The organism is Vibrio sp. 10N.261.55.A10 (genome assembly GCF_041470825.1).
In the GTDB taxonomy this organism is placed as follows: Bacteria; Pseudomonadota; Gammaproteobacteria; order Enterobacterales; family Vibrionaceae; genus Vibrio; species Vibrio crassostreae_C.
Map to the genome: position 1 here is coordinate 30,948 of NZ_JBFRNC010000057.1, position 23,577 is coordinate 54,524.

A 23,577-nucleotide genomic window follows, 5' to 3' on the forward strand; every position below is an offset into this window, starting at 1 on the left:
AAACCAACAAGCCCTAGTGAGCTGTGCATCATTTTATCGACTTAAGCTTTCAAAGTAATGCTGAACAAATTTAACGAACACTTGGTGTTTCTTTGCCGGATAAATAACTTGCGGATAGAACAGATAAATACTGTTGCCTTGTTGCAGACATTCATCAGGCAGCACTCGCTCTAATTCTCCCAGTTCGACCTCTTTCGCAACGTAGTAACTTGCAATACGGATGATGCCACTGCCTGCCATAGCTTGTTGCTTAAGCAGGTGGTTGTCATTACTTGAAAGCCAGCCGGACACATCAATATTTACCGATTTTAAAGGCCACTCGGTTTGGTGCAGAGTTGCTAAGCATTGATGATCACTTAAGTCACTCACATTGGTAGGGCGACCAAATTGGTTAAGATAACCGGGAGTCGCGACTAAATCATGTTGATAGCTAATCAAGTGTTTCGCCACCATGTTGTCAGGTGGCGTATTGGTGGCACGAAACGCGATATCGATATCATCTTGATTGAGATTAAAGTTGGTGTAGCTACTGTTTATCTCGAAACGAATCTCAGGGTATTGCTGCCTAAACTGTTGGCAGATATCGAATAGATATACCTCAGTAAACATCTTTGGCGCAGTGAGGCGTAATAGGCCTTTGACGATGTCGTGTTGCTCAGAAACACTGCGTTCAAGCTGTAAGACTTGCGAGCGAATCGTTAAGCCTTGTTGTAACGCGCGTTCGCCTTCTTGGGTTAAACGAACACTGCGCGTGGTTCTGACCAAAAGCGGGCACTGTAAATCGTTCTCTAAACGTTTGATCTGTTCAGAAAGGTAGCTCTTAGAGATACCGAGCTTTTCGGCTGCCTTGGTAAAGTTGAGTTGCTGAGCAAGTTCTACAAACAGGATCAGTCGTTCTATTCTTTTGTGTTCGTTCATTCGCGCGTTCCTACCAATCTATTGTTCGTCATATCAAACAATCATTTCGTAACTAGCATATTCTGTTTTTTAAAAAGAACAATATGATAGAGGCATATTTCTGGTCAGCAAATCTTCTAAGCGAGAATCGATATGACGAACAGCACTGAATCTACAAACAAAACGAATGACAAAAAACGTATCCCATTATCAAATTATCTACCGAATGTTGGGCAAATTGCCTATGGCTGCATGGGGTTAGGTGGTGGCTGGAATGATAATCCAGTGACGAGTGCGGATGTTGCTCAAACACGAAGCGTAATCGGCACCGCGCTAGAATCGGGCATTAACTTATTCGACCATGCGGATATCTATACCTTCAGCAAAGCTGAGCAAGCCTTTGGTCAAGCATTACAACAAGCGCCTGATCTGCGTGAACAGATGTTCATTCAATCTAAGTGTGGGATTCGTTTTGAAGGCGAGGGCAATGTTGGTCGTTATGATTTCTCGGCTGATTGGGTAGGCCAATCGGTAGACGGTATTCTCAACCGATTGAATACTGAAAAGCTTGATGTGCTGTTATTACATCGCCCTGACCCTTTGATGGAACTCGATGAGTTAGCAAGAACGTTAGAGAACATAAAAGCGCAAGGTAAGGTCGATTTCTTTGGTGCGTCGAATATGAACAGCCATCAAATTCAGTATCTGCAATCTGCGCTTGGGCAACCTATCGTCGCGAATCAAGTTGAGATGAGCTTAGCCAAATTGGATTGGTTGAATGATGGGGTGATGATTAACTCGCAAGGGCACCATCAATCAGACTTCGCCGCAGGCACTCTTGAACATTGCCAATTGAATAACATCCAACTGCAAGCTTGGGGCTGTTTGGCACAAGGCCGATTTGCTGAGCAAGGTTTGTATTCAGAACATGAAAACGTGAAAAAGACAGCGCACTACGTGGCTCAGTTAGCGAACCAATATGGCGTAGAAAGTGAAGCGATTGTGTTGGCATTTTTGCTTCGTCACCCTGCTCGTATGCAACCTGTAATTGGCACCACAAATCTAGAGCGAATCAAAGCTTCGGCAGTCGCGACTCAGATAAACCTGTCTCGTGAAGAGTGGTACAACCTATACGTGTACTCACGTGGTCAAGCACTGCCATAAGGAATGAATATGTTGAATCAAAAGATCGCGCAACAACTGGTGTCTAACGCTCTAGACATTGCTGAGCGTAATCAACAAGCAATCGCGGTGAGCGTGTGTGATACGCACGGTGAGTTACTGGCGTTTATTCGCATGGATAATGTGAGTGTTCAAGCCGGATTGTTAGCACAGAACAAAGCTTATACATCTGCAAGAGATAGACAGCCAAGCGGTAACTTAGGTGCTTGGGCGAGAGAAACTGGTAAAGACTTAAGTTACTGGACTGACCCAAAGATCACTGGCTTTAAAGGCGGTGTTCCCATTGAATTAAATGGGCTGGTGATTGGCGCTATTGGTATCAGCGGATTAAGTGAAGATGACGATGAAGCACTTGCTGAGAAAGTGATTCAACTTGTGCTCTAAGTGCTGTTGCTTGTGAAGCAATGGAAGTTAGAAGTAACAGATAATAAAAAACCGATGCATGTGCATCGGTTTTTTGTTTAACGAGACTCAAGTTATTGAATCAATCGAACTCATTAAGCGTTCGCTTGTTCCAGATCTTGTTGCTTGTCTTTCTTACCCAATAGGCGGCTTGTGATCGTACCGGCTGTCATTGCACCAGATACGTTAAGCGCCGTACGTGCCATATCGATAAGTGGCTCGATAGAGATAAGCAGTGCTGCAATCGTTACAGGAAGGCCCATAGCAGGAAGTACGATAAGCGCCGCGAACGTTGCACCGCCACCTACGCCAGCAATACCGAATGAGCTCACTGTGATAATAGCAATCAGAGACAGAATGAAGTTGATGTCCATTGGGTCGATGCCAACCGTAGGTGCAACCATGACTGCTAGCATTGCAGGGTAGATACCCGCACAACCGTTTTGACCAATCGTTGCACCGAAAGAGGCAGACAGGTTAGCAATCGCTGGTGGCACGTTTAGCTTAGTGATTTGAGCTTCAACGTTCAGTGGAATCGTTGCTGCAGAACTACGAGACGTGAAAGCGAACGTCAGTACAGGCCAGATCTTTTGGAAATACTCTTTCGGGTTTACACCAACAAAAGAAACCAACACACCGTGTACAACGAACATCAGTAGAATCGCAACGTAAGATGCAACGATGAAACCCAGTAGGCTGAGGATGTCAGAAGCACTTGATGTTGCAACTACCTTCGCCATTAACGCTGCGATGCCGTATGGCGTTAGTGCCATGATCATCTTAACTAAGCGCATAACGATAGATTGTGACGCTTCAACGAAAGTACGGATTGGAGATTCTAGTTCTTCTTTCTCTGCCATCACTTTACGAGCAGCGATGCCCGTTAGCACACCAAAGATAACAACCGCGATGATAGACGTAGAGCGAGCCCCCGTTAGGTCTGCAAATGGGTTAGTCGGAATAAAGCTGATCAGCATTTGTGGAATTGTTAGGTCTGAAACGCTACCGATGCGGCTTTCAAGTGTTGCGATACGTGCTGTTTCGCGAGCGCCTTCTGTTAAACCTTCAGCAGACAGGCCGAATGCTTGCGTTACAACAATACCAACAATCGCAGAAATCGCGGTTGTTGCTAACAGTACAGAAATGGTGATACCAGAAATCTTGCCCAGTGAGCCGCCTTTTTCAAGCTTCACTACTGCTGCAATCATTGAAACCAATACTAATGGCATGATCACCATTTTCAGTAGGCCAACATAACCACGGCCAACAATATTTACCCAGTCTAGTGTTTCGTTGATGACCGGATTGCCTTCACCAAATAACAGCTGTAGACCAAGACCAAATGCGCTACCAAATACTAAACCGAGTAAAACGAGGCGAGAAAGTGTGTTTTCTTTTTTCTGCTGTCCGTAGAGAAAAAAGAGGATACCAGTGAATACCGCTAAGGCAGCGATAGCTGAAAATGACATTTATTTTCCTTATGAATTTCTTTAAATCGATAGGGCGCTTAGATATATGGGCGCAAATACTGTTAGCTACAGTAGCGACCTGTAACAAAACGTAAAATAAGGAAAAGTAATTTATTAGAACGATTAGTAATATCCACTCAATAGGATGGGTGGATATTCAACATTGTGATGAATAGGTGAGCTTTTTAGCGATATTTTGCCAATAAATTGAGCATGTCACTTGACGAGTAAATTTCGATATTTTGGAAATTATTTTCGAATAACCGGAACAACATTGCTTTGGCTACGTCTTCCGACTGAATAGGGCGTAGGTTTTTGAACTTACCAAGCATAAATGGAGACAGCAGAGGAAAGACACTTTGCAGGAGTTTTTCATCAGCTCTAGGTTCATCACGCTCACCCACCAGAGGCCCAGGGCGTGCGATGAAAAGCTGCTTGAAGCCAATACGTTTTAAATTTTGTTCCATTTGTCCTTTACAGCGAAGGTAGTGCGAATAGGAATCTGGTGAAGCGCCATAGCTAGAAACGACCGCTACGCGTTGAACCCCAAGAAACTTCATCGACTGTGCGACTTGGCTAACCAGTTCCACATCGATTTTGCGAAGCGCTTCTTTTGATCCTGCCTTTTTCTTAGTCGTACCTAAGCAGATAACGCCAAGATTAGGCGTCGCATTCGTATCATCCCAACTCGTGACTTGCAGGTCATTGTGAATGAGCGTGTGGAGTTTATTGGAGTCAAACTTTGCATTGAGGGATCTGCGGGATAACGCATAGATATTGTCGACAGCGGGCTCATCAATGAGCTGCCTCATCACATGATGACCAATTAGCCCTGTTGCACCAGCCACCACGACCGATGTTTTGTCTCCAGAAATGCTCATTTTAATCCCTTCTTCACTCCACAAGTGCTTGTTTAATATAAACAGTGTTTGAATTTTAAGCGAATAAAAGTTTGTTAAACGAGTGGTCAGTAGTATGTGGGGAGTCGCCTGTTTATGGAAAAAGAGATGATTTAGTTTGGCTCGACGCATAAGTACGGTCTGAAGCATAAGTACGATATGAAACATAATGGCGGTGGGAAAGATAAATGCGGTTTGAAACTTAAGTTAGGCGTTAAACATAACAAAGCCCGCTGGGCGACGGGCTTTGTTACTTTTCTTGCTTCTTACTAGGTAAAGGACAGTGGGATTTTCCTTACCTTTTTGCTAGCTTTCTTACTTGATTTATTTGGTTTTCTTTTACTTGAATTTGGAATCATTACACCTCCTAAATCGTTGTTCTGTTTTGTCTTTCAATCGATTGTCTTTCTTCGTGTAGCGTCAGTGTTGTGGGCATTCACTGTATGGGTACTTATCAATGGAGAGATTAATAAGTAATTTAGATAAGGCATAAACGATGCCAAAATGTAAGTTATTGATAAATCTATTATCAGTATTATTTGTGTTTTAGGGTTCGTCAATTTGACTGTCAATCTGAGAAAAAACCAGTGTGATCTGTTTAAATTAAGAACACTCTCTGCGGTTTCTGCCACATAGCCATAGATACAGCCTTGCTTAACACGTAAACTGAGTCGTAATTCACATAGACCAAGGACGTGCTATGAACCTCAAGCTTGATACTCTTGCTCCCACTCAGATTTATCACCTGATGACACAAACCGTTGTTCCTCGCCCGATTGCGTGGGCATTGACGGAATCTTCTGACCAAGAGTACAACCTCGCGCCTTTCTCTTATTTCACGCCTGTTTCTAGTAATCCGCCGTTACTGATGTTATCGGTTGGGAAGAAGCCGTCCGGCGAAATCAAAGATACCACTCGTAATGCCCTAGAAACGGGTAAGCTAGTGATTCACATTGCTTCTTCAAGTTCTGCCGAAACCATGACGGCGACAGCAGCTACCCTTGAACATGGTGATTCGGAAGTCACCGCGAATAACATTGATCTGGTTGAATTTGAAGGCTTCTCTTTACCGAGATTGAAAGAGTGCGCGGTCGCTTTTGGATGCACCTTGTACGAAGTAAAAGAGGTTGGAGAAGTGCCACAAAGCCTTATCTTTGCTCAAGTCGAAACCGTGTACATTTCCGAAGACGTGATCGACAAAGACAGTGAGCGTCTTAAGATCGACGCGTTAGCACTTGATCCTTTATCTCGATTGGGTGGCGGTGAATACGCCACGCTTTCCAATGTGTTTTCTGTCGCACGCCCTAAGTAGCAGCCCTATATCAACGTACCCAGAATAAGCGTTTTTAAAAACTATGTTAGATACCCAATACTCGCAGTACATCCAACACCGAATTGACCAAAAAACCAAGCCACTTGGCGCACTTGGCTTACTAGAAAAAGTCGCACATCAACTGGCTTTGATTCAGAGCCAAGGCAAAGAAGCTGCGGTTGAACACATCGAATTGAATAAGCCAAGTATCATCATTTTTGCTGGCGACCATGGCATTGCTGACGAAGGCGTGAGTATTGCTCCAAGCGCGGTAACACAACAGATGGTGTTGAACTTCTTAAGCGATGGCGCGGCGATCAATTGCTTCTGTGCGGTGAATAATATCGATATCACGGTAGTCGACACGGGGATATTGTTGCCTGTGGAATCAGACAGTGACATGTTGATCTCTCAGCGTTTGGGTACGCGAACCAATAACTTTGCCAATGAAGCGGCAATGAGTTTAGAAACGGTTGAACGTGGGATTGAACTGGGTACAGATCTTGTATCTAAAACCATTTCGAATGGCACCAATATCATCATGTTTGGTGAAATGGGTATCGGAAATACCAGCAGCGCATCAGCGATCTTAAGTGCATTAGCGAATCGTGCTGCAGCGGAGTGTGTTGGCCTAGGCACTGGCATCAACAATGAACAGCTTGCACGTAAAGTGGCTGTGGTTGAGCAAGGTGTCGCGCGTTGCAAAGGTTTAGATGCGAATGAAGTTAAAGATATTAAAGAGGTACTCGCACAAGTCGGTGGCTATGAAATCGTTCAAATGGTCGGTGCTTTCCTTGGCGCTTACCAAAACAAAACCCCAGTATTAGTCGATGGCTTTATCGTGTCGGTTGCGGCGTATGTCGCGACTTTAATTGAACCGAGTTGCCGAGACTATATGATCTTCGCCCATCGCTCTGAAGAGTCAGGACACAAAATTCTGTTAGAGCTGCTCGACGCTGAGCCACTGCTCGATCTTGGATTGAGATTAGGCGAGGGCACAGGTGCTGCGCTAGCTATGCCAATCATTCGTGCGGCAGCCGAGTTCTATAACAACATGGCGAGCTTCGAAAGTGCTGGAGTCACGGTTTAATGAGTGATGTACCAGAAAGATCGTTGAAAGATCGAGTCACCCATCAGTGGGAGCTGTTTGCACTGGCGATGGGTTTCTTTTCTCGCTTGCCAATGCCGAAGAATATGCCCTATTCATCAGAGCGAATGAATCGTTCGGGTCGTTACTTTTCAACGGTTGGTTTGTTGCTTGGTGTTCTGTGTGGCGGTGTGTTTTTGCTACTTGATGCGGTACTGCCGAGTGCAGTAGCGATTTTCTTGATGATGAGTTTTAGCCTGATGCTCACAGGTGCATTCCATGAAGACGGCTTGACCGATATGGCAGATGGTATTGGTGGCGGTATGACCCTAGAACGCCGTTTGACCATCATGAAAGACAGTCGAATTGGCACTTATGGCGCGTCTGCTCTGGTTATGGCTTTGCTCGGCAAGTGGGTTTTATTGAATGAACTCATAAGCATGACTGGTCTTTTGATGGTTATCGTGACCAGTTATACCTTCAGCCGCGCGATTGCAGCATCACTGATTTACGACATGCCTTATGTTAGCGATTTAGATACCAGTAAAAGTAAGCCATTGGCCAACAAGCAAACCAAAGGTGAACTTACCTTCTTATTGCTTGTAGGCGTGCTGCCTAGCCTGTGGTTTGGTCTTGAATTCGCTTTGGTTTTATCTGTCGTCGCTTATCTGTTCAGAACCGGATTCAAAAAGTGGTTAATGGCTCGAATTGGCGGCTTTACTGGGGACTGCTTGGGTGCGGCTCAACAGTTAATGGAGTTGCTGACTTACCTTGTATTCATTACTGCATTTTACAATGGCTTTCTATAACGGCTTCCTATGACCAACACGAATGAAACTATTCAAGCTAATCAAATTAATCAAGCAAGTCAGCGAAACAGCCATTTGGTATTGGGCGGGGCTCGTTCTGGTAAGTCTAGTTTTGCAGAGCAACAAGCATTATGTGCGCTTGAAGCATGTTCAAATGGACGCCTCAATTATATTGCGACAGCGACATATCTTGATGATGAAATGCGAGAACGAATCGCGCACCATCAACAACGTCGTGGCGAGCAGTGGATTGAGCATGAAGTACCCGTCGAATTAGCCGAAAAACTGCAGTCTTTTGAGAAAGAAGATGTGGTATTGATTGATTGCCTAACCTTGTGGTTGAACAACATCATCTTTGAACTGGGTGATGACGCAACTAATGAACAGGTTGAAGCCGTGGTTGAAGTATTGGTCAAAAGCGTCGAGCAAAGTCCGGCGCAAATTATCATGGTCTCTAACGAAGTCGGTTTAGGTGTGGTGCCGCTGGGTAAAGTGTCTCGCTTGTTTGTGGACAATGCAGGACGAATGAACCAAGCGCTAGCTCGCGTCGTTGAGCGCGTCACGCTGGTTGCTGCCGGATTGCCGCTGCACTTAAAACCATCTAATCACTTGCTTGATATTCAAGGCTAGGTCGCACACATGGTCAATGGAACAACCAAAAACATCTATTTGTTAAGACATGGCAAAGTCGAAGGAAAAGCTGCGCTCAATGGTTTATCTGATGTGCTGGTCAACTCTGATCTTCAAGAACAGATATGTGAGGCACTAACTACACAAGACATTACCTTTGATAGCGTGGTTAGCTCTCCACTAAGACGATGTGGTGATTTCGCGAGCTTGTTTGCAGAGCGTATGTCTGTGCCTTTATCAGTTGCATCGGGTTTTCAGGAAATGAACTTCGGTGAAGTAGATGGTGTCCCATTTGATGAACTTGAAGACAAGTGGGGAATGTTAGAAACCTTTTGGAAAGACCCTGCTAATCATCAATTAACTGGCGCAGAAAGTTTACAGAGCTTCCACGACAGAGTAACTCAAGCTTGGTCGCAACTTTTGAATGATTCAAGTGACAACATATTGTTGGTTACTCATGGTGGTGTGATTCGCATACTGCTAGCGCACTGCCTTAATATTGATTGGAAAAACCCGAGCTTGTATTCGAAGTTATCGATAGAGAATGCATCAATAACCCATATTCAAGTCACTCAGTTTGCACAGAGCTTTATCAGCGTCAAAGCGATAGGCCTGCCTGTTCTCTGAGTGTTAAAAATACACAGTTTTAAGAATTAACAATCTATTAGAACTGTAAATAGAAATAGAAATAGAAATAGAAATAGAAACAGAAATATAAATAGAAGTATAAAGCGGCGTTCACAGCCGCTATACCTGATTGGTATTACTACCTACGTGAAAGGAATTTAGTCATGACAACACCAAGTTGGGATCTAAGCATTGCTTATAGCGATCTTAATGATGCAAAAATCGAACAGGACATTGAACTCATTCAGCAGTGCATTGAGCTGTTGAACCTACACGTTGAAAAGCGTCATATCATTCTAGCGATGCAAAACGCGATTCAGACTTCAGAAGCGGCAGGCACATTACTGAGTACAATCAACACCTTCGCTAATTGCCACGCATCGGTCGACGCGACACACACAGAAGCGAAAGTATTGCTTGGTCGTGTAGCGAAGCTGAACTCTGAAATGTCTCAAGCGTTCAGCCCTTACGAAGATACGCTAATTCACGCAGAACCAGAATTTATTGATGCAGTATTAGAGCATGATAGTGCGGACGTAGCAGGGCAGCGCTTTGCGATTGAAAGCTCTCGTAAGTTATCAAGCAGCCGACTCAGTGTTGCTGAAGAGCAGTTATTGGCAGCGATGAAGGTTGATGGTCGTGACGGATGGGGTCGTTTATACGATAACCTAACCGGATCTTTAAAACTGTCGCTAAAGCTGGACGGTGAAGAGGAAGCCCTAGGCTTTTCACAAGCCGCGAGCCTGTTGTACGGCAGCGAATTCGACAAACAAGAACCAGCATGGCGCGCGGTTCAAGGTGCGATGAAAACGCACCAAGAGTCTTTTGCTTCGATTCTAAATGCATTGGCGGGTTGGCGACTGACTGAAAACAAAAAGCGTTCGAAGATTAGCGATGTGCATTTCCTAGATCCAAGCCTACACGGCAGCCGCATTGTGCCTGAAACGCTAGACACCATGATGTCGGTAGCGAAAGCTAATCGAGCTGTTGGTCAGAAAGCAGGTTTGTTAATGGCAAGAGTTCACGGGCTAGATGAAATGAAGCCTTGGAATCACTTAGCTGCGATGCCGCCGCTGGGTGGCGCTGAATCTAAGGTTTACCCATTTGATGAGGCGATCGACGTGATCAAAACTGCGTTCGCTGAAGTAAATCCAGAGATGGCTGATTTTGTCGCTTTGATGGTTGATAATGGTTGGATTGATGCCGCACCAGCAGCCAACAAACGTTTAGGCGCTTACTGCACCAAGTTTGCTGCTACACGCACTCCGCTTGTGTTCATGACATGGAGCGGTAGCCGCTCAGATTTAATGACATTGGCACACGAGTTAGGCCACGCGTTCCACAACTGGGTGATGAAAGACATGCCGTTGTGTCAAACACGCTACCCAATGACGCTAGCAGAAACCGCTTCGATCTTTGCTGAAAATATCGTTCGAGACCATTTGTTAAAACAAGCACAAACACGTAATGAGAAACTTGAAATGCTGTGGGAAGAGCTTTCTTCTTCTTTGGCATTAATGGTGAACATTCCCGTTCGTTTTGAGTTTGAAAAAGCCTTCTACGAGCAGCGTGAAAAAGGCGAGCTAACGGCTCAGCAGCTGTGTGACTTGATGGAAACGACTTGGAAAGAGTGGTATGGCGATGCAATGACAGAAGCTGACCCTTACTTCTGGGCGAGCAAACTGCATTTCAGCATCTCTCAAGTAAGCTTCTACAACTACCCATACTTGTTCGGTTACCTGTTCAGTAAAGGTGTTTACGCTCAGCGCGATGCGAAAGGTGAGCAATTCTACGGCGATTACGTTTCGTTGCTTCGTGATACGGGCAGCATGATGGCGGAAGAAGTCGTTCAAAAGCACTTAGGAATGGACCTGACTCAAGCTGATTTTTGGCAACAAAGCATCGACATGGTCAAAGTTCAAATCGATGAATTTGAAAGATTGCTCGATCAGGAAGATTAATTGATCTCAATCTGTTCATAGCAGGTAAGAGCTGTGTTAGCTTACGTGGCTCTTATCTTGCTGGCATAACCTGAGATAAGCCGAAACAACCAAAAGTCTCTTTAAATAGAGAAAGTTATTTGGAACAGATGTCGGTTAGTAAAGTCAGCAGGTAATATAAAAATATATGGGTAGTATTTGTGAGTGATAACGGAGTTTCTGTTGATAAGTGCGATCCTAGCAACACAATTTCTATGTACAATTTATTAACATACGGCCGTGCAATTAAGGAGTAGCGCATGACGAAGACCCTCTTTCGCCAATCATTTCTTTTTGACAGCCTAGATCTTGAGCAAGAAGTGTTTGCAGGACAGACCGTACTGAGTAACGGTGTTCAAATTAAGCTTCATCAACGCGGTGTCTTGGAAGTGATTCCCGCGGATTTTAATTCTGAAACCAAGAACATCATTTTTTCAACCGGTGTTCATGGCGACGAAACTTCACCAATGGAGCTGATCGATAAGCTCATTGAGGATATTGAAACAGGTTTCCAAGTAGTAAACGCGAGATGCTTGTTTATCATAGCTCACCCAGAAGCCACTAACGCGCATACTCGTTTTCTTGATGTGAACATGAATCGTCTGTTTGATGAAAAGCAGTACGAGAGCAATCGAGAAGTGGATATCGCGAAGAACTTGAAGTTCTTGGTGACTGAGTTTTACAAAGAAACGGAACCTGCCACTCGTTGGCATCTAGATTTGCACTGTGCAATCCGTTTATCTAAGCATTACTCGTTTGCAGTGAGCCCTAAAGTTCGCCACGAAGTACGCAGTAAAGAGCTGTTTGATTTCATTAACAGTGCGCACGTGGAAGCAGTGTTGTTGTCAAATGCGCCAACCAGTACATTCAGTTGGTACAGTGCTGAAAACTTCGAAGCGCAAGCACTGACAATGGAACTAGGGCAGGTCGCGAGAATTGGTGAGAACCAACTTGATAAGCTAACGGCTTTTGACTTGGCGATGCGTAACTTGATTGCTGAAGTTGAGCCAGAGCATTTACCTAAGCGAACCATCACTTATCGCGTGAGCAGAACCATTGTTCGTTTGCACGATGACTTTGATTTCATGTTCTCTGATGACGTAGAAAACTTTACGGCATTCAAGCACGGAGAAGTGTTTGGTCATGATGGTGATAAGCCATTGATGGCGAAGAATGAAAACGAAGCAGTGGTATTCCCAAATCGTAACGTGGCTATCGGTCAACGAGCGGCCTTAATGGTGTGCGAAGTTGAAACACGATTCGACCACGGTCAGCTTGTATACGATTAATACTGAGCTGGGTTAAAGCGACGAAAACAACCGCTCAACTGGTTGAAATATCAAGGTTCACATTACTGTGTGAGCCTTGAGTTTATTTAGGGATACAGGTAAGGTTACGCGAACAATTTCAAAGTAGCTTGATATGGATTTCCAACAACTTCTTCACCAAAAACAGCGCAAATGGACCCGAGCCATTTATCTGATGGCAGCACTGCTTGTCGCGCTGAGTGCGATTTACCTAATGGTTGGCGATCTTTTCATTTCCCCTCTGGGCACCTTGTCCACGTTAGAACAAAAACTACTGGTTGATTTACGCTTACCTCGACTATTGGCGGCTATTGCTATCGGGGCAGGGTTAGCCGTATCTGGCGCAAGTTTACAAGTCTTATTGGGTAACGTATTAGCAGAGCCCGGTGTGCTCGGCATTTCTGGTGGTGCAAGCTTGGCGATGGTTATCGTACTGTTCTTCTTGCCGTTTGCTCCTACCCCAGAACTGTTCATGATTGCCGCCGTTTTAGGGTCACTTTGTTTTACCGTGATTCTAGTGAGCATGGTAAAAACCATGCGACTCACCACGGCTAAATTACTGCTAGTGGGTGTCGCGTTAGGCATTCTTTCTGGCGCGATGGTGACATGGGCGTTCTATTTTAGTGATGACTTAAGTCTACGCTTATTGATGTATTGGCTGATGGGCAGCTTAGGTGGCGTCACTTGGTATCAACACTCGCTCACGTTGGTGATGATCCCCGTGATTATTTGGCTGTGCCTGCAAGGTAGTAAGCTAGATAAGTTAATGATTGGCGAAACGCATGCCGCACAGTTAGGCGTAAACGTACCGAGATTGCGCTGGCGTCTAATTTTCGCCGTGTCTATTTTAGTCGGCTGCGCGGTAGCTTTAGGTGGCGTGATCAGCTTTGTTGGCTTGGTTGTGCCACACTTGTTGCGTTTAGCGATTGGTACTGATAACAAATACCTTCTTCCTTTGTCTGCCGTTGCTGGCGCTGCGTTGTTGGTGTTTGCTGATATCTGTGCAAGAACCTTATTAGATTCCGCAGAGCTGCCTTTGGGTGTGATGACCACCAGTATCGGTGCGCCTATCTTCATTTGGATGTTAATTAAAAATCATGATTCAAATTAAGAGCCTGAGCGTCGGCGCTCGTTTATTACCACTATCATTTGAGCTCAAGCAAGGGCAGGTGACTCACGTTATCGGCCCTAATGGCAGCGGTAAAAGTACCTTGCTCGAAGCGGTATCTGGAATTGGTGATGGTTACAAAGGCGATATAAAGATCGACGGGCAGGATTTGTCGGAGCTGTCTTTACAAGATTTATCATTGCATCGCGCTTACTTGTGCCAAAGCGCAAGGCCAGCCTTCAACTTAGAAGTGTTCCAATATCTTGCATTGTCACTGCCAAGCTCCTCACACGGCCTTGATGCTGAAATCAACGCAGCTTTGGAAGAAATCAGCCAGATGCTAGACATTGCAGACAAACTTCATCGCTCAATTCAGACACTGTCTGGTGGTGAATGGCAACGCGTACGTTTGGCGGGAATGTGCCTGCAAATTTGGCCGACACTTAACCCATACGCGAAGCTGCTGATCCTCGACGAACCCGCAGCTCCGTTGGATATTGCTCAAGAAGCCTTGTTGTACAAGTTTATCGAACGAGTGGCTGAGAAGGGCATCGCCGTGATCATGGCTAACCATGATTTGAACAGAACACTAAGACACGCAGACCAAGTGTTGTTGCTCGATAAAGGTGTACTTCAAGCATCAGGCTCAGCTGATCAAGTGCTTACCCCTGAGCAGCTAGAGTCCGTGTTCAACACCGAAGTCAAAAGTATCTCAGTCGACAATCAGACCTATCTGCTGTTTGGTTAACTTAAGCTCATCAATACAAGGCAATCTATATGTTGAGATATATTCAACGACGACGAATCAAGAAAGTAATCAAATCACTTTCTGCAAAGTTGGTGAAAGCGTACGGAAGCAGTGACTTTTTCTCTGTTGGGCAAGTAGAAACGAGTTCATGTGAATTAAGTAAGCGCCAACAACTGGTTGCCTTAGCATTGTTTGCTGATCCACAAGACCTTGCTGCTGAAATTGCTCCAGCCATTCAATTGCTGCGTAATAATGTGTCTAATGACTTCTTCGGTGGTGAGGAATATAACGCGCGTGATGTACTTAATTTGTTGGGCGGTGGCGGTTGGAAGGGCGGTCGTATGGACGATGATATGTCGAATCGATTTGGCATGAATAGCCGCTATTAGTTTAGCTCGTTCAAATTAACGTTTAATGATTTATCCATTTATAAACGTATACGCTCAATAGCTTAACGACTTTACAGCAGTCTCAACAACGTAATAATAATGATGATAAAAAGCACTCAATATCATTATTTATGCGAGCGTTTCACTCCAATTAATTCAATGAAAAAATACCTTCCTAGCGATCTATTTTCTTAGGGAATGCGTAATTTTTGTCGGTAAAAATTGATAATTCGAACCAATATCATCTATCTACAACGCATTTGTTTGAGTTGTGTGATGCTGATTCCTATTAATATAAAACCCGCTGTTATTGATAAAATTGACGTATATATTTTTCGTTGTTCTTTAAGTCGGAAACTATAAACCTTCGAATTACAGTGCTGGTTGGTTAGTAACCAATTGGTTTTGTGTTTAGGGTAAAATAATAGAGAGTGGGAAAGTGACAACAATAAATAATAATATTCTAAAAATAGCAGTGGGTATGGCTATGCTATCGAGTGTGCCGTCAGTGGCAAATGCTCATGGTTGGTCTGAGTTTCCAAGCGCGCGTCAGAACACGTGTTACGAGCAAGGCGGGATTTGGTCGGGTACACCACCTAATGCTGCGTGTGCTCAAGCAAAAGACATTTCGGGTTCATACCCGTTTGTTCAACGTAACGAGTACGCGAAAAATGTCCAAGATTTCAATAATATCAATGCTGTAAAAGCGGCGATTCCTGACGGCACGTTATGTTATGCCAACGATTCGCAAAAACGCGGCATGGGTGCGCCTCATACTGGTTGGACTCGTACCGAGCTAAATACTGGTACGTTTGAATATGTATTCAATGCGACAGCGCCACACAACCCTTCTTTCTGGGAGTTCTACCTAACGAAACCAAACGCGGACCTAAGCAAAGGCCTAGCGTGGGGAGACTTAGATCTTATCCAAGAAGAGGGTAACGTTCCGGTTAATGGCGGCAAGTACCGCATTAATGTCACTATTCCTTCAGACCGTTCTGGCGATGCGATTCTATTCGTTCGTTGGCAACGTGATGATGCTGTGGGCGAAGGCTTCTACAACTGTTCAGACATCACTATCGCGGGTGGCACAACCCCTCCACCAGAGCCTACACCTCAACCTGATCTAGTCCGTGGCGACCTGTTTGTTTCTGACCAGTTTGGTACGCCAGAAATTGGTGATACGGTTAAGTACGACATCATCAACAAGTACGGTGAAGTCGCGCGTAGCTTCGACATCGTTATCGACGCTTCAAACGTTAACGATTGGGCTCGCTTGTTGGCTTCAGAGATTAACGGCTGGCACGAAGAGTTTAAAGATGGCGCGATCTTCATTGGTGATTGGCACGCTGAAATGCAGCACTACATGTACTTCCAAAACGATCCTTCACGTAACTTCTTTAACTCAAAAGATAGCCGTGCTTCTGGTCAGTTAACGCTGATTGATGGTGGCGACGGTGGTGTTGAACCATTAAAAGGCGACATCTACGAGCTAGTGAAGAGTGACAACGTAGTGAATGCTGGCGACAAAGTTGTAATTGCAACAAGCGAAGCGGCGACATTGACTCAAACTCAAGGTACTTCTGTAAGCATTCAAAATAACGGCACGGCTTCTATCGTAGTTGATACCACTGGCATCACTGCAAACGAAACTTTATCGTTTATGGCTAGCTCGATTGAAAGCGACAGTTTTGAAACCTTCACTTTTGAAGTAATTGCTGATGACGGTGGCGTAACACCAGACCCAGACCCTACGCCAGATCCAGGTACGTGGGACTCATCAGCGACTTACCTTGGTGGCGAAGTCGTGACTTACTCGAACCAGTCATGGAAAGCACAATGGTGGGTTCAAGGTGGTACTAACCCTAAAGCGACTTACGAAAATGACAAATGGGGCGTTTGGCGTCCAGCCAACTAATCTTAACTATTGTTAGTTAATTAGCCTTGCAATAATAACCAAGACACCACACTTTTTGACGAGTGTGGTGTCTTTTTTAGCGTCTGCATTTGCGGTTTTGAATGTCATCAGCCTAGAAAAAGTGATTCAGGAACGGAGTCTTAATCACTCAGCACGGCTCTATAACAAGATGAGAGTTATATAGAAAACAAGAGCTATATAACGTTTTGTAATGTGTTGAAGAATTATTCCAGAGTAAGGTTTTGCTTAATCTCATCGTTAAGATACCCCTGATCAAAATCTGGTGTCATGAATTCGACGAAGGAGGAGTCTAGATAGCTGGTTTCTAGATAACTCGGCTCTAGATAATGGGAGTCTAAGTGATCAGCACTTACGTAGGTGGGAATCGCAGAAAACAAAACGATACTGATCGCTGCAGCGATATTAATGGCTTTGTTACGTTGAGAAGTAATTTTCATAGTAGTGCCCTCGAAAGGTGGGCAAATCCATCTGCCTATGAGAATTGAATCTGAGATATTTAGAAGTCGTAAGACAAACCAAGTGTGATGATGCTGTCGTTGTCGATCGGGCCCATCGATTGGCCGTTCAAGTAAAGGTCACCTTCGTTGGTGTTGAAATAGGTGTATTTCACGTAGGGTGTCCAGTCGTCGATGCTTTTAGAGAGAACGACTTCGTGCTCATTGGTACGGTAGTCGCCTTGATGAAAGATTACGTTGTCATCGTTGTGGGTAAACCCGCCATTGGATCCATCACTGTTTTCGTGAGTGTATTGATAAGCTAAATCCCAGCCTGCGAGTGAGTACCCCGCACCGGCGATGAACTTATTGGTGTTGATCGTGGTGTCGCTTACATTCTCGAGTACTTGCCCTGACTGGTTATATCCCAATCCACCGAATACATTGAAGTTGTCGTTCACTTGATAATCGATAATACCTTCGATTAATAACTCTTCACCGTTGTCCCATTTACCGAGTTCACCGTATAGGTTGAACGTGAAGGATTCGCTGATGTGAAAGTCGTGTCCGTAACCCGCGGCTAGCCAACCCTGGTCATCAAAACCTATATAGACTTGTCCATTTTCTGAGGTATCGATTAATGCGCCAGCTTCTGTGGTGTAGACACCGTTATCAGCAGCATTAGAGGCAACGTTTTGTTCGATGTAAACTTGAGTCGAAGTCGCAAACGCTGCGCTGCTGAGTAACGTAAGTGGTAGAGCAATAAGGTTAAGTTTTTTCATGGATTCTCCAGTGTCGTTCTATTGAATTAACTTGCTAGAGAGTATGTGATTAAACTGAATTTATATTAATAGGGTTAACTTTAGTTAAAACCTCAGTTTCATTTATGTTTCCTTAATGCTGATTTGATTGCTTCACGGGTTTTGATGTGCTGTTCGTCTTTAGCGTAGCGGCGGTGATAGAGCATTCGAAACGTGATCGGTCTTAATTTGATGGGGATAGGGTGAACGCGTAAGCCAAGCGCTGGTGCAAGCATTTCTGCAAAAGAGCGAGTAGAAGCGGCGATATAATCTGTCGTGCTTGCCAAAATCAGCATGCTTGAAATTGAGCTGGTTTCAATTCTGACTTTTCTCGGCTCGATATCGCTCTCTGATAAAAACTCGACCGTGTTCATGTTGGCGCGTTTGATCTTGAGCGCAATATGTTCCTCTTGGAAATACTCTTCTTTACTTAGTGTCTCACCAATTCGAGGGTGGTTGATTCGAGTCAGACACACGGGCTCCTCATCGACGATGGTTTCTTCAATCAATGAGTGTTTCTTACTCGAAAGTACATCAATGACGATATCTACTTTTTGTGCAGTAAGCGCATCAAACAGTTCTTCCTCTTCGAGTGGCGCTTCCGTAAAGCTTACGCCTTCAACCTGGCTAACGAAATGAAGCAAGCTCTCTGTGCAATAGACTTTAAGGTCATTCTTTTGCTGCTCAACCGTTCCAATGATGTTCAATGGGTCTTCTATCTTATTAGCGAGTGATACCGCTGCTCCAGTGGGCGCGATACCTCGTCCTTCTCTCACAAATAAAGCCTTGCCCACGACACCTTCGAGTCTCTTAATCGCCGCGCTTACCGCGGGTTGAGAAATATCGAGCTGCTCTGATGCCACGGTGATAGAGCTGTGTTTGTAAACGGCCAAAAATGTCGTCAGTAGATTAAGGTCCAAATTCAGTTCCCTCTATTCTTATTGCCACTCATCCAAATCATGGTGGAGTCGTTATTAACTCATAAATGAAATGGAGGTTTTAAGTAAAGTTTACACTATATATCAAGGTTCTGTTTATTAATAAACTTGTTTGCATCGGAGTGAGGAAGGAACTTCATTCATTTACTAAATACTCAGACCGATAGGTGAAACTATGAGAACTTTCGCAAAATTATCAATCATCTCTACAGCAATGATCATCACGACCACCGCTTTTGCTGCTGACCCAATGATGCAATACAACACCAAGCAAACTAACTCTGATATTCAAAAACTCGAGAAATTTGAATATCACGAGGGTGAAACCCTTGAAGAGTATCTGAGCACTCAACCTAAGGGGAACTTGTATTCTTCAGAAGAAGAAGTGCTTTCTGTGTTAATGGGCGGTGTAAACAATGGTGACTATCGCAAAGAAACCAATTCAGGTTGGAAAGAAGGCCTGATGTTTGAGGGCATTGCACCTTATGGGGATCACATGGTGTCGGGCGCCAACTGGTTCCCACGCACTGAAGAAGTCCAACCGGATGAAATGCGTGTCACGTTCATGGGGACATCACCAATGATTCGCCCGGGGCAGGCAAACACCTCGATATACGTCGAATTGGGTAACGGCTCTAACTTTGTCTTTGATTTAGGTGAAGGATCAATTGCGAACTACGTAGCGGCGGGTGTCGCGATGAATGAACTCGACCATATCTTCATTACTCACTTACACGTAGATCACTACGGATCATTACCTTACCTGTATCAATTTGGTGGTTGGAATGGTCGCTGGGAAAAGCCGCTTAACATTTATGGCCCGAGTGGTGCGACTCCAGAATATGGCACTCGTCATATGATTGAAGGCATGCAGCAAATGTTGAACTGGCACACCGATGCATTTGATGTGTTTCCATCAGGCAACGACATAGTGGTACACGAGTTTGATTTCCGCGACGACGGTGGCGTTATCTATGACCAAGACAATGTGGAAGTGATTCACTGGCGACGCAGTCACGCAAAAGATGGCGCGTCTGGTTACCGCTTGAATTGGACTCAAGATGACGGCCGAGTGCTTTCATTTGTTTGGACAGGAGACGGTCGCCCAACAGAGTTGGATTTGAAATACGCAAAAGGCGCAGACTTGTTCATTACTGAACTGCAAACCGAAACGTTTGGTGTGTCTTCGATTATTCAAGGTGTGCCGCCATTCTTAGCACGTTACACCGTTGATACTCACCATACACCAGCGTACGCGGCGGGTTATGTGGCGAATGAAGTACAACCGCGCTTGTTCATGACAACGCACATGACATTCGACCCATATCTCAATGAGGAAACCGTTGCAGAGGTTCGACACCATTGGCAAGGGCCTTACCACTTCGGTGCGCCAGATGGCATTGTCGTTAACATGACTAAAGATAATGCGTGGGTTCGTGAAGGTATTTTACCTGATTTCCCGAATGCGCGAGCGCCACAATTTGATATGGCCGATGGGTCTGACTTTAGAATCCCGCTGCCGAAAAACAGCCGTGAAGACATACAAGAACAAGAGATTCGTGATTTAGAGTTGGATCCAAAACTGTACTACCCAGAAGGCTACCACCCAGAGCTGTTGACTGAGTGGCCAGTCGACCGTGACATCGTGATCCCAGCTGAACAAGTACCAGAAGCAATGAAGCAAGGTATGAACACCAAGCAAGAATACATGGATAGAGTGCGTGCTCACCACAACCTTGAGCGCAAGTCGGTAAGTCGTCCAACTGAGCCTGGTGAAGGAGCAGGAACCGACAACAAATAGGGTATTTGCAGTGAGGGCTGATATTGCCCTCACATCCTAAAAAGTTAGGTAAATAAACCCATTCTCTTACTCAATCATAAAAACTATTGCTTACAACATCTTTGCTTAGAATATCTGGAGTTCATTATGAAAAAATCAATTTTAGCGGTCGTCATTCTATCTTTAGTGTCAGCGTCTGTTTTCGCTAACGGACAATCCAATGCTCACAACTATCAACCTGGTGCGACGAATAACTCAGAACGTTTAGCGGATATTGATCCTAACTACGAACTGACCTTACCTTCAGAAAAAGAAGGCTACACCATGTATGACAACCAATCCATGTCAGATGGTGGGACCTACACAACGTATGTCAAACCGAATCCTTCCGATGCAATGCATGTCGCCGATGAAGGCTCGCTAAAAATAACGCATGGAGAAGGTGGTGTCATTATGACGGAATACACCACAAAGAATGGGCAACACACGTTTTCAGTGATGTGCGGCTACACTTCGGGTCCATCATACTGGGCTGACGGAAAACCAGCGAAGGTATGTGAAGAGGCGCAAGCACTAGCGGTTGCATTGGAAGCAAAAGGTGAATGGGAGGTGAAGCCAATGACTTACACCATCGCACCAGCAAGAATCGTAGTTGATAAGTGATTTTTGTCTATAGAACGCTCGTTATATCGAGCCTCGTTATCCAATCATATTGATTATTTGTAGTGAGACAGAGGGGTACTCAGGCTGAAATGGTCTTGAAGTTCCCCTTAACTTAGCTCATCTCACAAGAAGCTAAGTCAGCCAACTAATCAAATTTGTATTCGAAAATACAGAAGGTCTATCCCATGAAAAATACCATTAAGCTACTGGCTATCGCATGTGTTTTACTTACTCCAATGCTTGTCGCCGCTGCCGAACATAATCATAGTCACAATCATTTTAACCCTGAATTAGAGAAACTTGGCGACGATATTATTGGTCTAACCGTGTGTTACAAAAATGGTCATCTATCAGATGAGAATCAAGAGCCTGCGTTTATGAACCTTATCAACCACGCCAATGTAGAAGGTGAGGAGCTGGGGATGTTCTACATGGACAAATTGGGCCCTAAAGCCGAGCAAATCATGAGTGATGATGAGGCTCGACGTTTATGGACCGAAGAATATTGTGCTGATTTAACTGATACCTATTTGGACTCACACAAGTTAGCTCAAAGAGCAAATGAACACAAAGGTTATTCCCACGGACACGATCATGGTCATCACCATAATCATGACCACCATGGACATGGCGATTTAACGCCGGAGGTACTTGAGCAAGATATTGAGAGAGGGCGTTTACTCAGTATCAATTAAGCCCAATAAGATAAGTTCATCTAACCTATTGTTAAATATTCACTATTTGATAGTGTGTCTAGGTGCACATTAAGGATGTGTTTCATATTTAGCGATGAAAATAGTAGGAGTTGCGATGAGTATTATAGTGAGACGGTCTGAACCGTCAGATGCAAAGGGAATAAAAGAAGTTTACGAATGCACTAATGCTTATACCGGTACGCTGCAACTCCCAAATCCATCTCTGGAAAGCTGGCAAAAACGAATCTCTAATATGCCTGATAACGTGTACTCGTATGTCGCGATGATCGACGATGAGATTGTTGGCAACTTGGGAATGGAAGTGTGCGTGAATCCAAGAAGACGACATGTGGCTTCATTTGGTATGGGTGTTAAAGACGATGTGCTAGGCAAAGGTGTGGGTAGTCAGCTGCTCGCGACCGCGATCGACTTGTGTGATAACTGGATTAACATCAAGCGAATGGAGTTAACGGTATACACCGATAATGAAAGAGCGATCAGCCTGTATAAGAAGTTCGGTTTCGTGATTGAAGGAGAGTCCGCAGGGTTCGCTTTCAGAAATGGCGAATATGTGGCGGCTTATCATATGGCTCGACTGGTATAGCATTTAGCTACGATTAACACAGTTAGAATTAACTGACAGATAATAAAACGCCACGTTATTTAAACGTGGCGTTTGCTATTTTGGTGCGCTGGTGCTTTAAAGAGCTACAGCCATAACCTTAGTTCAGTCGTAAACTTAGTTAAGCCGTTAGTGGCTCAAGGTTCGCAGGACGGTAGTGTACAGATTTTAGTACTTTACCTTGGCGAACTGTCTTGCCTTCCGATACGAAATCTTCCGCACACTTAGCGATGATGTATTCGCCTTTTTGAACCGCCATCAGCTTGATGTTCTGCTCAGCATAGAAAGCTTCTGTTTCAGCATATTCAGTTTCGTTGCGACATACTTTGCTCATGTTGCTTGAGTGTACTTCGTCCCAGCAAGGTAAGAAGTCAATTGAGCGGTTTTTAGAAACATTCAACAGTAGGTCGATCAGGTAGCTGATTGCTAGGTTGTCTTCAACCTTAGCCTGGCCAAGGTGAACCAGACGTCCCATCAAAACATAAACGCTGTCTACGATAGCGTCCGCTTGTTCGATTTTAGAGTCAGCTTCTGCAAGTTCTGTTAGTTCTTCGATCGCTAGAGAGGTATGTAGCGTATCGCCTTTTTCGTCCATTGTTTCAGGAGCAGCAACAGGCAGATCAAAAGTACTGCGGAACTCTTCAATGTCGCGGTAAAGGTGATCGTAGATTTCTTGGCTTAGTTGAGAAAGGTTCATTTTCCTATCCATTCTGTTTCGTTAATGGATTATTTTACCAAAGCTAGGAATAGGGTGCTAACGCAAAGTCGAAGAAGTCGACTTTTATTCATTGGACCAATGAGGTATTTTGCATACAAACCAATTGATTATTATGTTTTTTTACACTTTACTCTTCTTAATAT

At 44.5% G+C, this 23,577-nt stretch carries 24 protein-coding genes; 17 read left to right on the forward strand and 7 right to left on the reverse strand.

From position 1 onward, the window contains the following. Positions 1-33: 33 nt before the first annotated feature. Positions 34-918: a LysR family transcriptional regulator gene (locus AB4274_RS17660; protein ID WP_017068270.1), complete on the reverse strand. Its 885-nt coding sequence runs from the start codon at positions 916-918 to the stop codon at positions 34-36. Between the two features lie 132 nt (positions 919-1,050). On the opposite strand from AB4274_RS17660, the gene AB4274_RS17665 reads away from it, so the two are divergent. After that, entirely contained in the window at positions 1,051-2,061 is a 1,011-nt protein-coding gene (locus AB4274_RS17665) for an aldo/keto reductase family oxidoreductase (RefSeq protein WP_372112766.1), read from the forward strand. Between the two features lie 9 nt (positions 2,062-2,070). Next, entirely contained in the window at positions 2,071-2,463 is a 393-nt protein-coding gene (locus AB4274_RS17670) for a heme-binding protein (RefSeq protein WP_372112768.1), read from the forward strand. A gap of 113 nt (positions 2,464-2,576) precedes the next feature. On the opposite strand, the gene AB4274_RS17675 is transcribed toward AB4274_RS17670, so the two are convergent. Together AB4274_RS17675 and AB4274_RS17680 are read right to left on the reverse strand one after the other, a co-directional pair. Then, on the reverse strand, positions 2,577-3,950 hold the full coding sequence (locus AB4274_RS17675; RefSeq protein ID WP_017059148.1) for an L-cystine transporter: 1,374 nt from the start codon (positions 3,948-3,950) through the stop codon (positions 2,577-2,579). 185 nt (positions 3,951-4,135) lie between these two features. After that, positions 4,136-4,831, reverse strand: a complete 696-nt coding sequence (locus tag AB4274_RS17680; RefSeq protein ID WP_372112770.1) for an NAD-dependent epimerase/dehydratase family protein — start codon at positions 4,829-4,831, stop codon at positions 4,136-4,138. 718 nt (positions 4,832-5,549) lie between these two features. On the opposite strand from AB4274_RS17680, the gene AB4274_RS17685 reads away from it, so the two are divergent. From AB4274_RS17685 to AB4274_RS17735, 11 genes are all read left to right on the forward strand, one after another. Then, the gene (locus AB4274_RS17685; RefSeq protein WP_017065519.1) at positions 5,550-6,161 is read left to right on the forward strand and encodes a flavin reductase family protein; all 612 of its coding nucleotides are present in this window, start codon (positions 5,550-5,552) and stop codon (positions 6,159-6,161) included. Between the two features lie 43 nt (positions 6,162-6,204). Next, a complete protein-coding gene (gene cobT / locus AB4274_RS17690; protein WP_017065520.1) occupies positions 6,205-7,251 on the forward strand; it encodes a nicotinate-nucleotide--dimethylbenzimidazole phosphoribosyltransferase in 1,047 nt (348 codons plus the stop codon). After that, positions 7,251-8,057: an adenosylcobinamide-GDP ribazoletransferase gene (locus AB4274_RS17695; RefSeq protein WP_372112772.1), complete on the forward strand. Its 807-nt coding sequence runs from the start codon at positions 7,251-7,253 to the stop codon at positions 8,055-8,057. Before cobT ends, AB4274_RS17695 begins: the two co-directional genes overlap by 1 nt. Positions 8,058-8,066: 9 nt before the next feature. Beyond that, positions 8,067-8,687 carry a bifunctional adenosylcobinamide kinase/adenosylcobinamide-phosphate guanylyltransferase gene (gene cobU / locus AB4274_RS17700; protein ID WP_017059154.1) on the forward strand — a complete coding sequence of 207 codons (621 nt, stop codon included), beginning with the start codon at positions 8,067-8,069 and terminating at the stop codon, positions 8,685-8,687. Between the two features lie 9 nt (positions 8,688-8,696). Then, the gene (gene cobC / locus AB4274_RS17705; RefSeq protein ID WP_372112774.1) at positions 8,697-9,314 is read left to right on the forward strand and encodes an alpha-ribazole phosphatase family protein; all 618 of its coding nucleotides are present in this window, start codon (positions 8,697-8,699) and stop codon (positions 9,312-9,314) included. 164 nt (positions 9,315-9,478) lie between these two features. Then, positions 9,479-11,275: a M3 family oligoendopeptidase gene (locus tag AB4274_RS17710; RefSeq protein ID WP_372112776.1), complete on the forward strand. Its 1,797-nt coding sequence runs from the start codon at positions 9,479-9,481 to the stop codon at positions 11,273-11,275. Positions 11,276-11,553: 278 nt separating this feature from the next. After that, positions 11,554-12,582: a succinylglutamate desuccinylase gene (locus AB4274_RS17715; RefSeq protein WP_372098028.1), complete on the forward strand. Its 1,029-nt coding sequence runs from the start codon at positions 11,554-11,556 to the stop codon at positions 12,580-12,582. A 133-nt stretch (positions 12,583-12,715) separates the two neighbouring features. Continuing rightward, positions 12,716-13,711, forward strand: a complete 996-nt coding sequence (gene btuC, locus AB4274_RS17720) for a vitamin B12 ABC transporter permease BtuC (RefSeq protein WP_017065523.1) — start codon at positions 12,716-12,718, stop codon at positions 13,709-13,711. Continuing rightward, positions 13,698-14,456, forward strand: a complete 759-nt coding sequence (gene btuD / locus AB4274_RS17725; protein ID WP_372112778.1) for a vitamin B12 ABC transporter ATP-binding protein BtuD — start codon at positions 13,698-13,700, stop codon at positions 14,454-14,456. Before btuC ends, btuD begins: the two co-directional genes overlap by 14 nt. 29 nt (positions 14,457-14,485) lie before the next feature. Further along, positions 14,486-14,845, forward strand: coding sequence for a DUF6559 family protein (locus tag AB4274_RS17730; protein ID WP_372112780.1), 360 nt, complete (start codon positions 14,486-14,488; stop codon positions 14,843-14,845). A gap of 487 nt (positions 14,846-15,332) precedes the next feature. Beyond that, positions 15,333-16,763 (forward strand): lytic polysaccharide monooxygenase, encoded by a 1,431-nt coding sequence (locus AB4274_RS17735; protein WP_372112825.1) that lies wholly within the window; start codon positions 15,333-15,335, stop codon positions 16,761-16,763. Positions 16,764-16,987: 224 nt separating this feature from the next. On the opposite strand, the gene AB4274_RS17740 is transcribed toward AB4274_RS17735, so the two are convergent. From AB4274_RS17740 to AB4274_RS17750, 3 genes are all read right to left on the reverse strand, one after another. Further along, the gene (locus AB4274_RS17740) at positions 16,988-17,221 is read right to left on the reverse strand and encodes a hypothetical protein (RefSeq protein WP_017068278.1); all 234 of its coding nucleotides are present in this window, start codon (positions 17,219-17,221) and stop codon (positions 16,988-16,990) included. Positions 17,222-17,280: 59 nt separating this feature from the next. Then, entirely contained in the window at positions 17,281-18,000 is a 720-nt protein-coding gene (locus AB4274_RS17745) for a hypothetical protein (protein WP_017068279.1), read from the reverse strand. A gap of 98 nt (positions 18,001-18,098) precedes the next feature. After that, positions 18,099-18,938, reverse strand: a complete 840-nt coding sequence (locus AB4274_RS17750) for a LysR family transcriptional regulator (protein WP_017068280.1) — start codon at positions 18,936-18,938, stop codon at positions 18,099-18,101. A gap of 193 nt (positions 18,939-19,131) precedes the next feature. Between AB4274_RS17750 and gntH the strand changes: the two genes are divergently transcribed. The 4 genes from gntH to AB4274_RS17770 all read left to right on the forward strand — a co-directional run bounded on the left by gntH (position 19,132) and on the right by AB4274_RS17770 (position 22,698). Further along, a complete protein-coding gene (gntH, locus tag AB4274_RS17755; RefSeq protein WP_017068281.1) occupies positions 19,132-20,757 on the forward strand; it encodes a guanitoxin biosynthesis MBL fold metallo-hydrolase GntH in 1,626 nt (541 codons plus the stop codon). 126 nt (positions 20,758-20,883) lie between these two features. Beyond that, positions 20,884-21,399 (forward strand): hypothetical protein, encoded by a 516-nt coding sequence (locus tag AB4274_RS17760; RefSeq protein ID WP_017068282.1) that lies wholly within the window; start codon positions 20,884-20,886, stop codon positions 21,397-21,399. Between the two features lie 185 nt (positions 21,400-21,584). Beyond that, complete coding sequence (locus AB4274_RS17765; RefSeq protein WP_017070904.1) at positions 21,585-22,094, forward strand: hypothetical protein; 510 nt, start codon at positions 21,585-21,587, stop codon at positions 22,092-22,094. A gap of 115 nt (positions 22,095-22,209) precedes the next feature. Further along, the gene (locus AB4274_RS17770) at positions 22,210-22,698 is read left to right on the forward strand and encodes a GNAT family N-acetyltransferase (protein ID WP_017068284.1); all 489 of its coding nucleotides are present in this window, start codon (positions 22,210-22,212) and stop codon (positions 22,696-22,698) included. A gap of 139 nt (positions 22,699-22,837) precedes the next feature. Here the strand turns inward: AB4274_RS17770 and AB4274_RS17775 are convergent, their stop codons facing one another. After that, entirely contained in the window at positions 22,838-23,413 is a 576-nt protein-coding gene (locus AB4274_RS17775; RefSeq protein ID WP_017059167.1) for a nucleoside triphosphate pyrophosphohydrolase family protein, read from the reverse strand. Positions 23,414-23,577: the final 164 nt, after the last annotated feature.

Bases quoted from the DNA above. Each gene is read 5' to 3' on its own strand.
- btuD (WP_372112778.1), top strand. From the start codon at position 13,698: ATGATTCAAATTAAGAGCCTGAGCGTCGGCGCTCGTTTATTACCACTA.
- gntH (WP_017068281.1), top strand. From the start codon at position 19,132: ATGAGAACTTTCGCAAAATTATCAATCATCTCTACAGCAATGATCATC.
- AB4274_RS17765 (WP_017070904.1), top strand. From the start codon at position 21,585: ATGAAAAATACCATTAAGCTACTGGCTATCGCATGTGTTTTACTTACT.
- AB4274_RS17760 (WP_017068282.1), top strand. From the start codon at position 20,884: ATGAAAAAATCAATTTTAGCGGTCGTCATTCTATCTTTAGTGTCAGCG.
- AB4274_RS17695 (WP_372112772.1), top strand. From the start codon at position 7,251: ATGAGTGATGTACCAGAAAGATCGTTGAAAGATCGAGTCACCCATCAG.
- AB4274_RS17680 (WP_372112770.1), bottom strand. From the start codon at position 4,831: ATGAGCATTTCTGGAGACAAAACATCGGTCGTGGTGGCTGGTGCAACA.
- AB4274_RS17715 (WP_372098028.1), top strand. From the start codon at position 11,554: ATGACGAAGACCCTCTTTCGCCAATCATTTCTTTTTGACAGCCTAGAT.
- cobC (WP_372112774.1), top strand. From the start codon at position 8,697: ATGGTCAATGGAACAACCAAAAACATCTATTTGTTAAGACATGGCAAA.
- AB4274_RS17730 (WP_372112780.1), top strand. From the start codon at position 14,486: ATGTTGAGATATATTCAACGACGACGAATCAAGAAAGTAATCAAATCA.
- AB4274_RS17775 (WP_017059167.1), bottom strand. From the start codon at position 23,413: ATGAACCTTTCTCAACTAAGCCAAGAAATCTACGATCACCTTTACCGC.
- cobT (WP_017065520.1), top strand. From the start codon at position 6,205: ATGTTAGATACCCAATACTCGCAGTACATCCAACACCGAATTGACCAA.
- AB4274_RS17665 (WP_372112766.1), top strand. From the start codon at position 1,051: ATGACGAACAGCACTGAATCTACAAACAAAACGAATGACAAAAAACGT.
- AB4274_RS17685 (WP_017065519.1), top strand. From the start codon at position 5,550: ATGAACCTCAAGCTTGATACTCTTGCTCCCACTCAGATTTATCACCTG.
- AB4274_RS17675 (WP_017059148.1), bottom strand. From the start codon at position 3,950: ATGTCATTTTCAGCTATCGCTGCCTTAGCGGTATTCACTGGTATCCTC.
- AB4274_RS17745 (WP_017068279.1), bottom strand. From the start codon at position 18,000: ATGAAAAAACTTAACCTTATTGCTCTACCACTTACGTTACTCAGCAGC.
- cobU (WP_017059154.1), top strand. From the start codon at position 8,067: ATGACCAACACGAATGAAACTATTCAAGCTAATCAAATTAATCAAGCA.
- AB4274_RS17710 (WP_372112776.1), top strand. From the start codon at position 9,479: ATGACAACACCAAGTTGGGATCTAAGCATTGCTTATAGCGATCTTAAT.
- btuC (WP_017065523.1), top strand. From the start codon at position 12,716: ATGGATTTCCAACAACTTCTTCACCAAAAACAGCGCAAATGGACCCGA.
- AB4274_RS17770 (WP_017068284.1), top strand. From the start codon at position 22,210: ATGAGTATTATAGTGAGACGGTCTGAACCGTCAGATGCAAAGGGAATA.
- AB4274_RS17660 (WP_017068270.1), bottom strand. From the start codon at position 918: ATGAACGAACACAAAAGAATAGAACGACTGATCCTGTTTGTAGAACTT.
- AB4274_RS17670 (WP_372112768.1), top strand. From the start codon at position 2,071: ATGTTGAATCAAAAGATCGCGCAACAACTGGTGTCTAACGCTCTAGAC.
- AB4274_RS17740 (WP_017068278.1), bottom strand. From the start codon at position 17,221: ATGAAAATTACTTCTCAACGTAACAAAGCCATTAATATCGCTGCAGCG.
- AB4274_RS17735 (WP_372112825.1), top strand. From the start codon at position 15,333: ATGCTATCGAGTGTGCCGTCAGTGGCAAATGCTCATGGTTGGTCTGAG.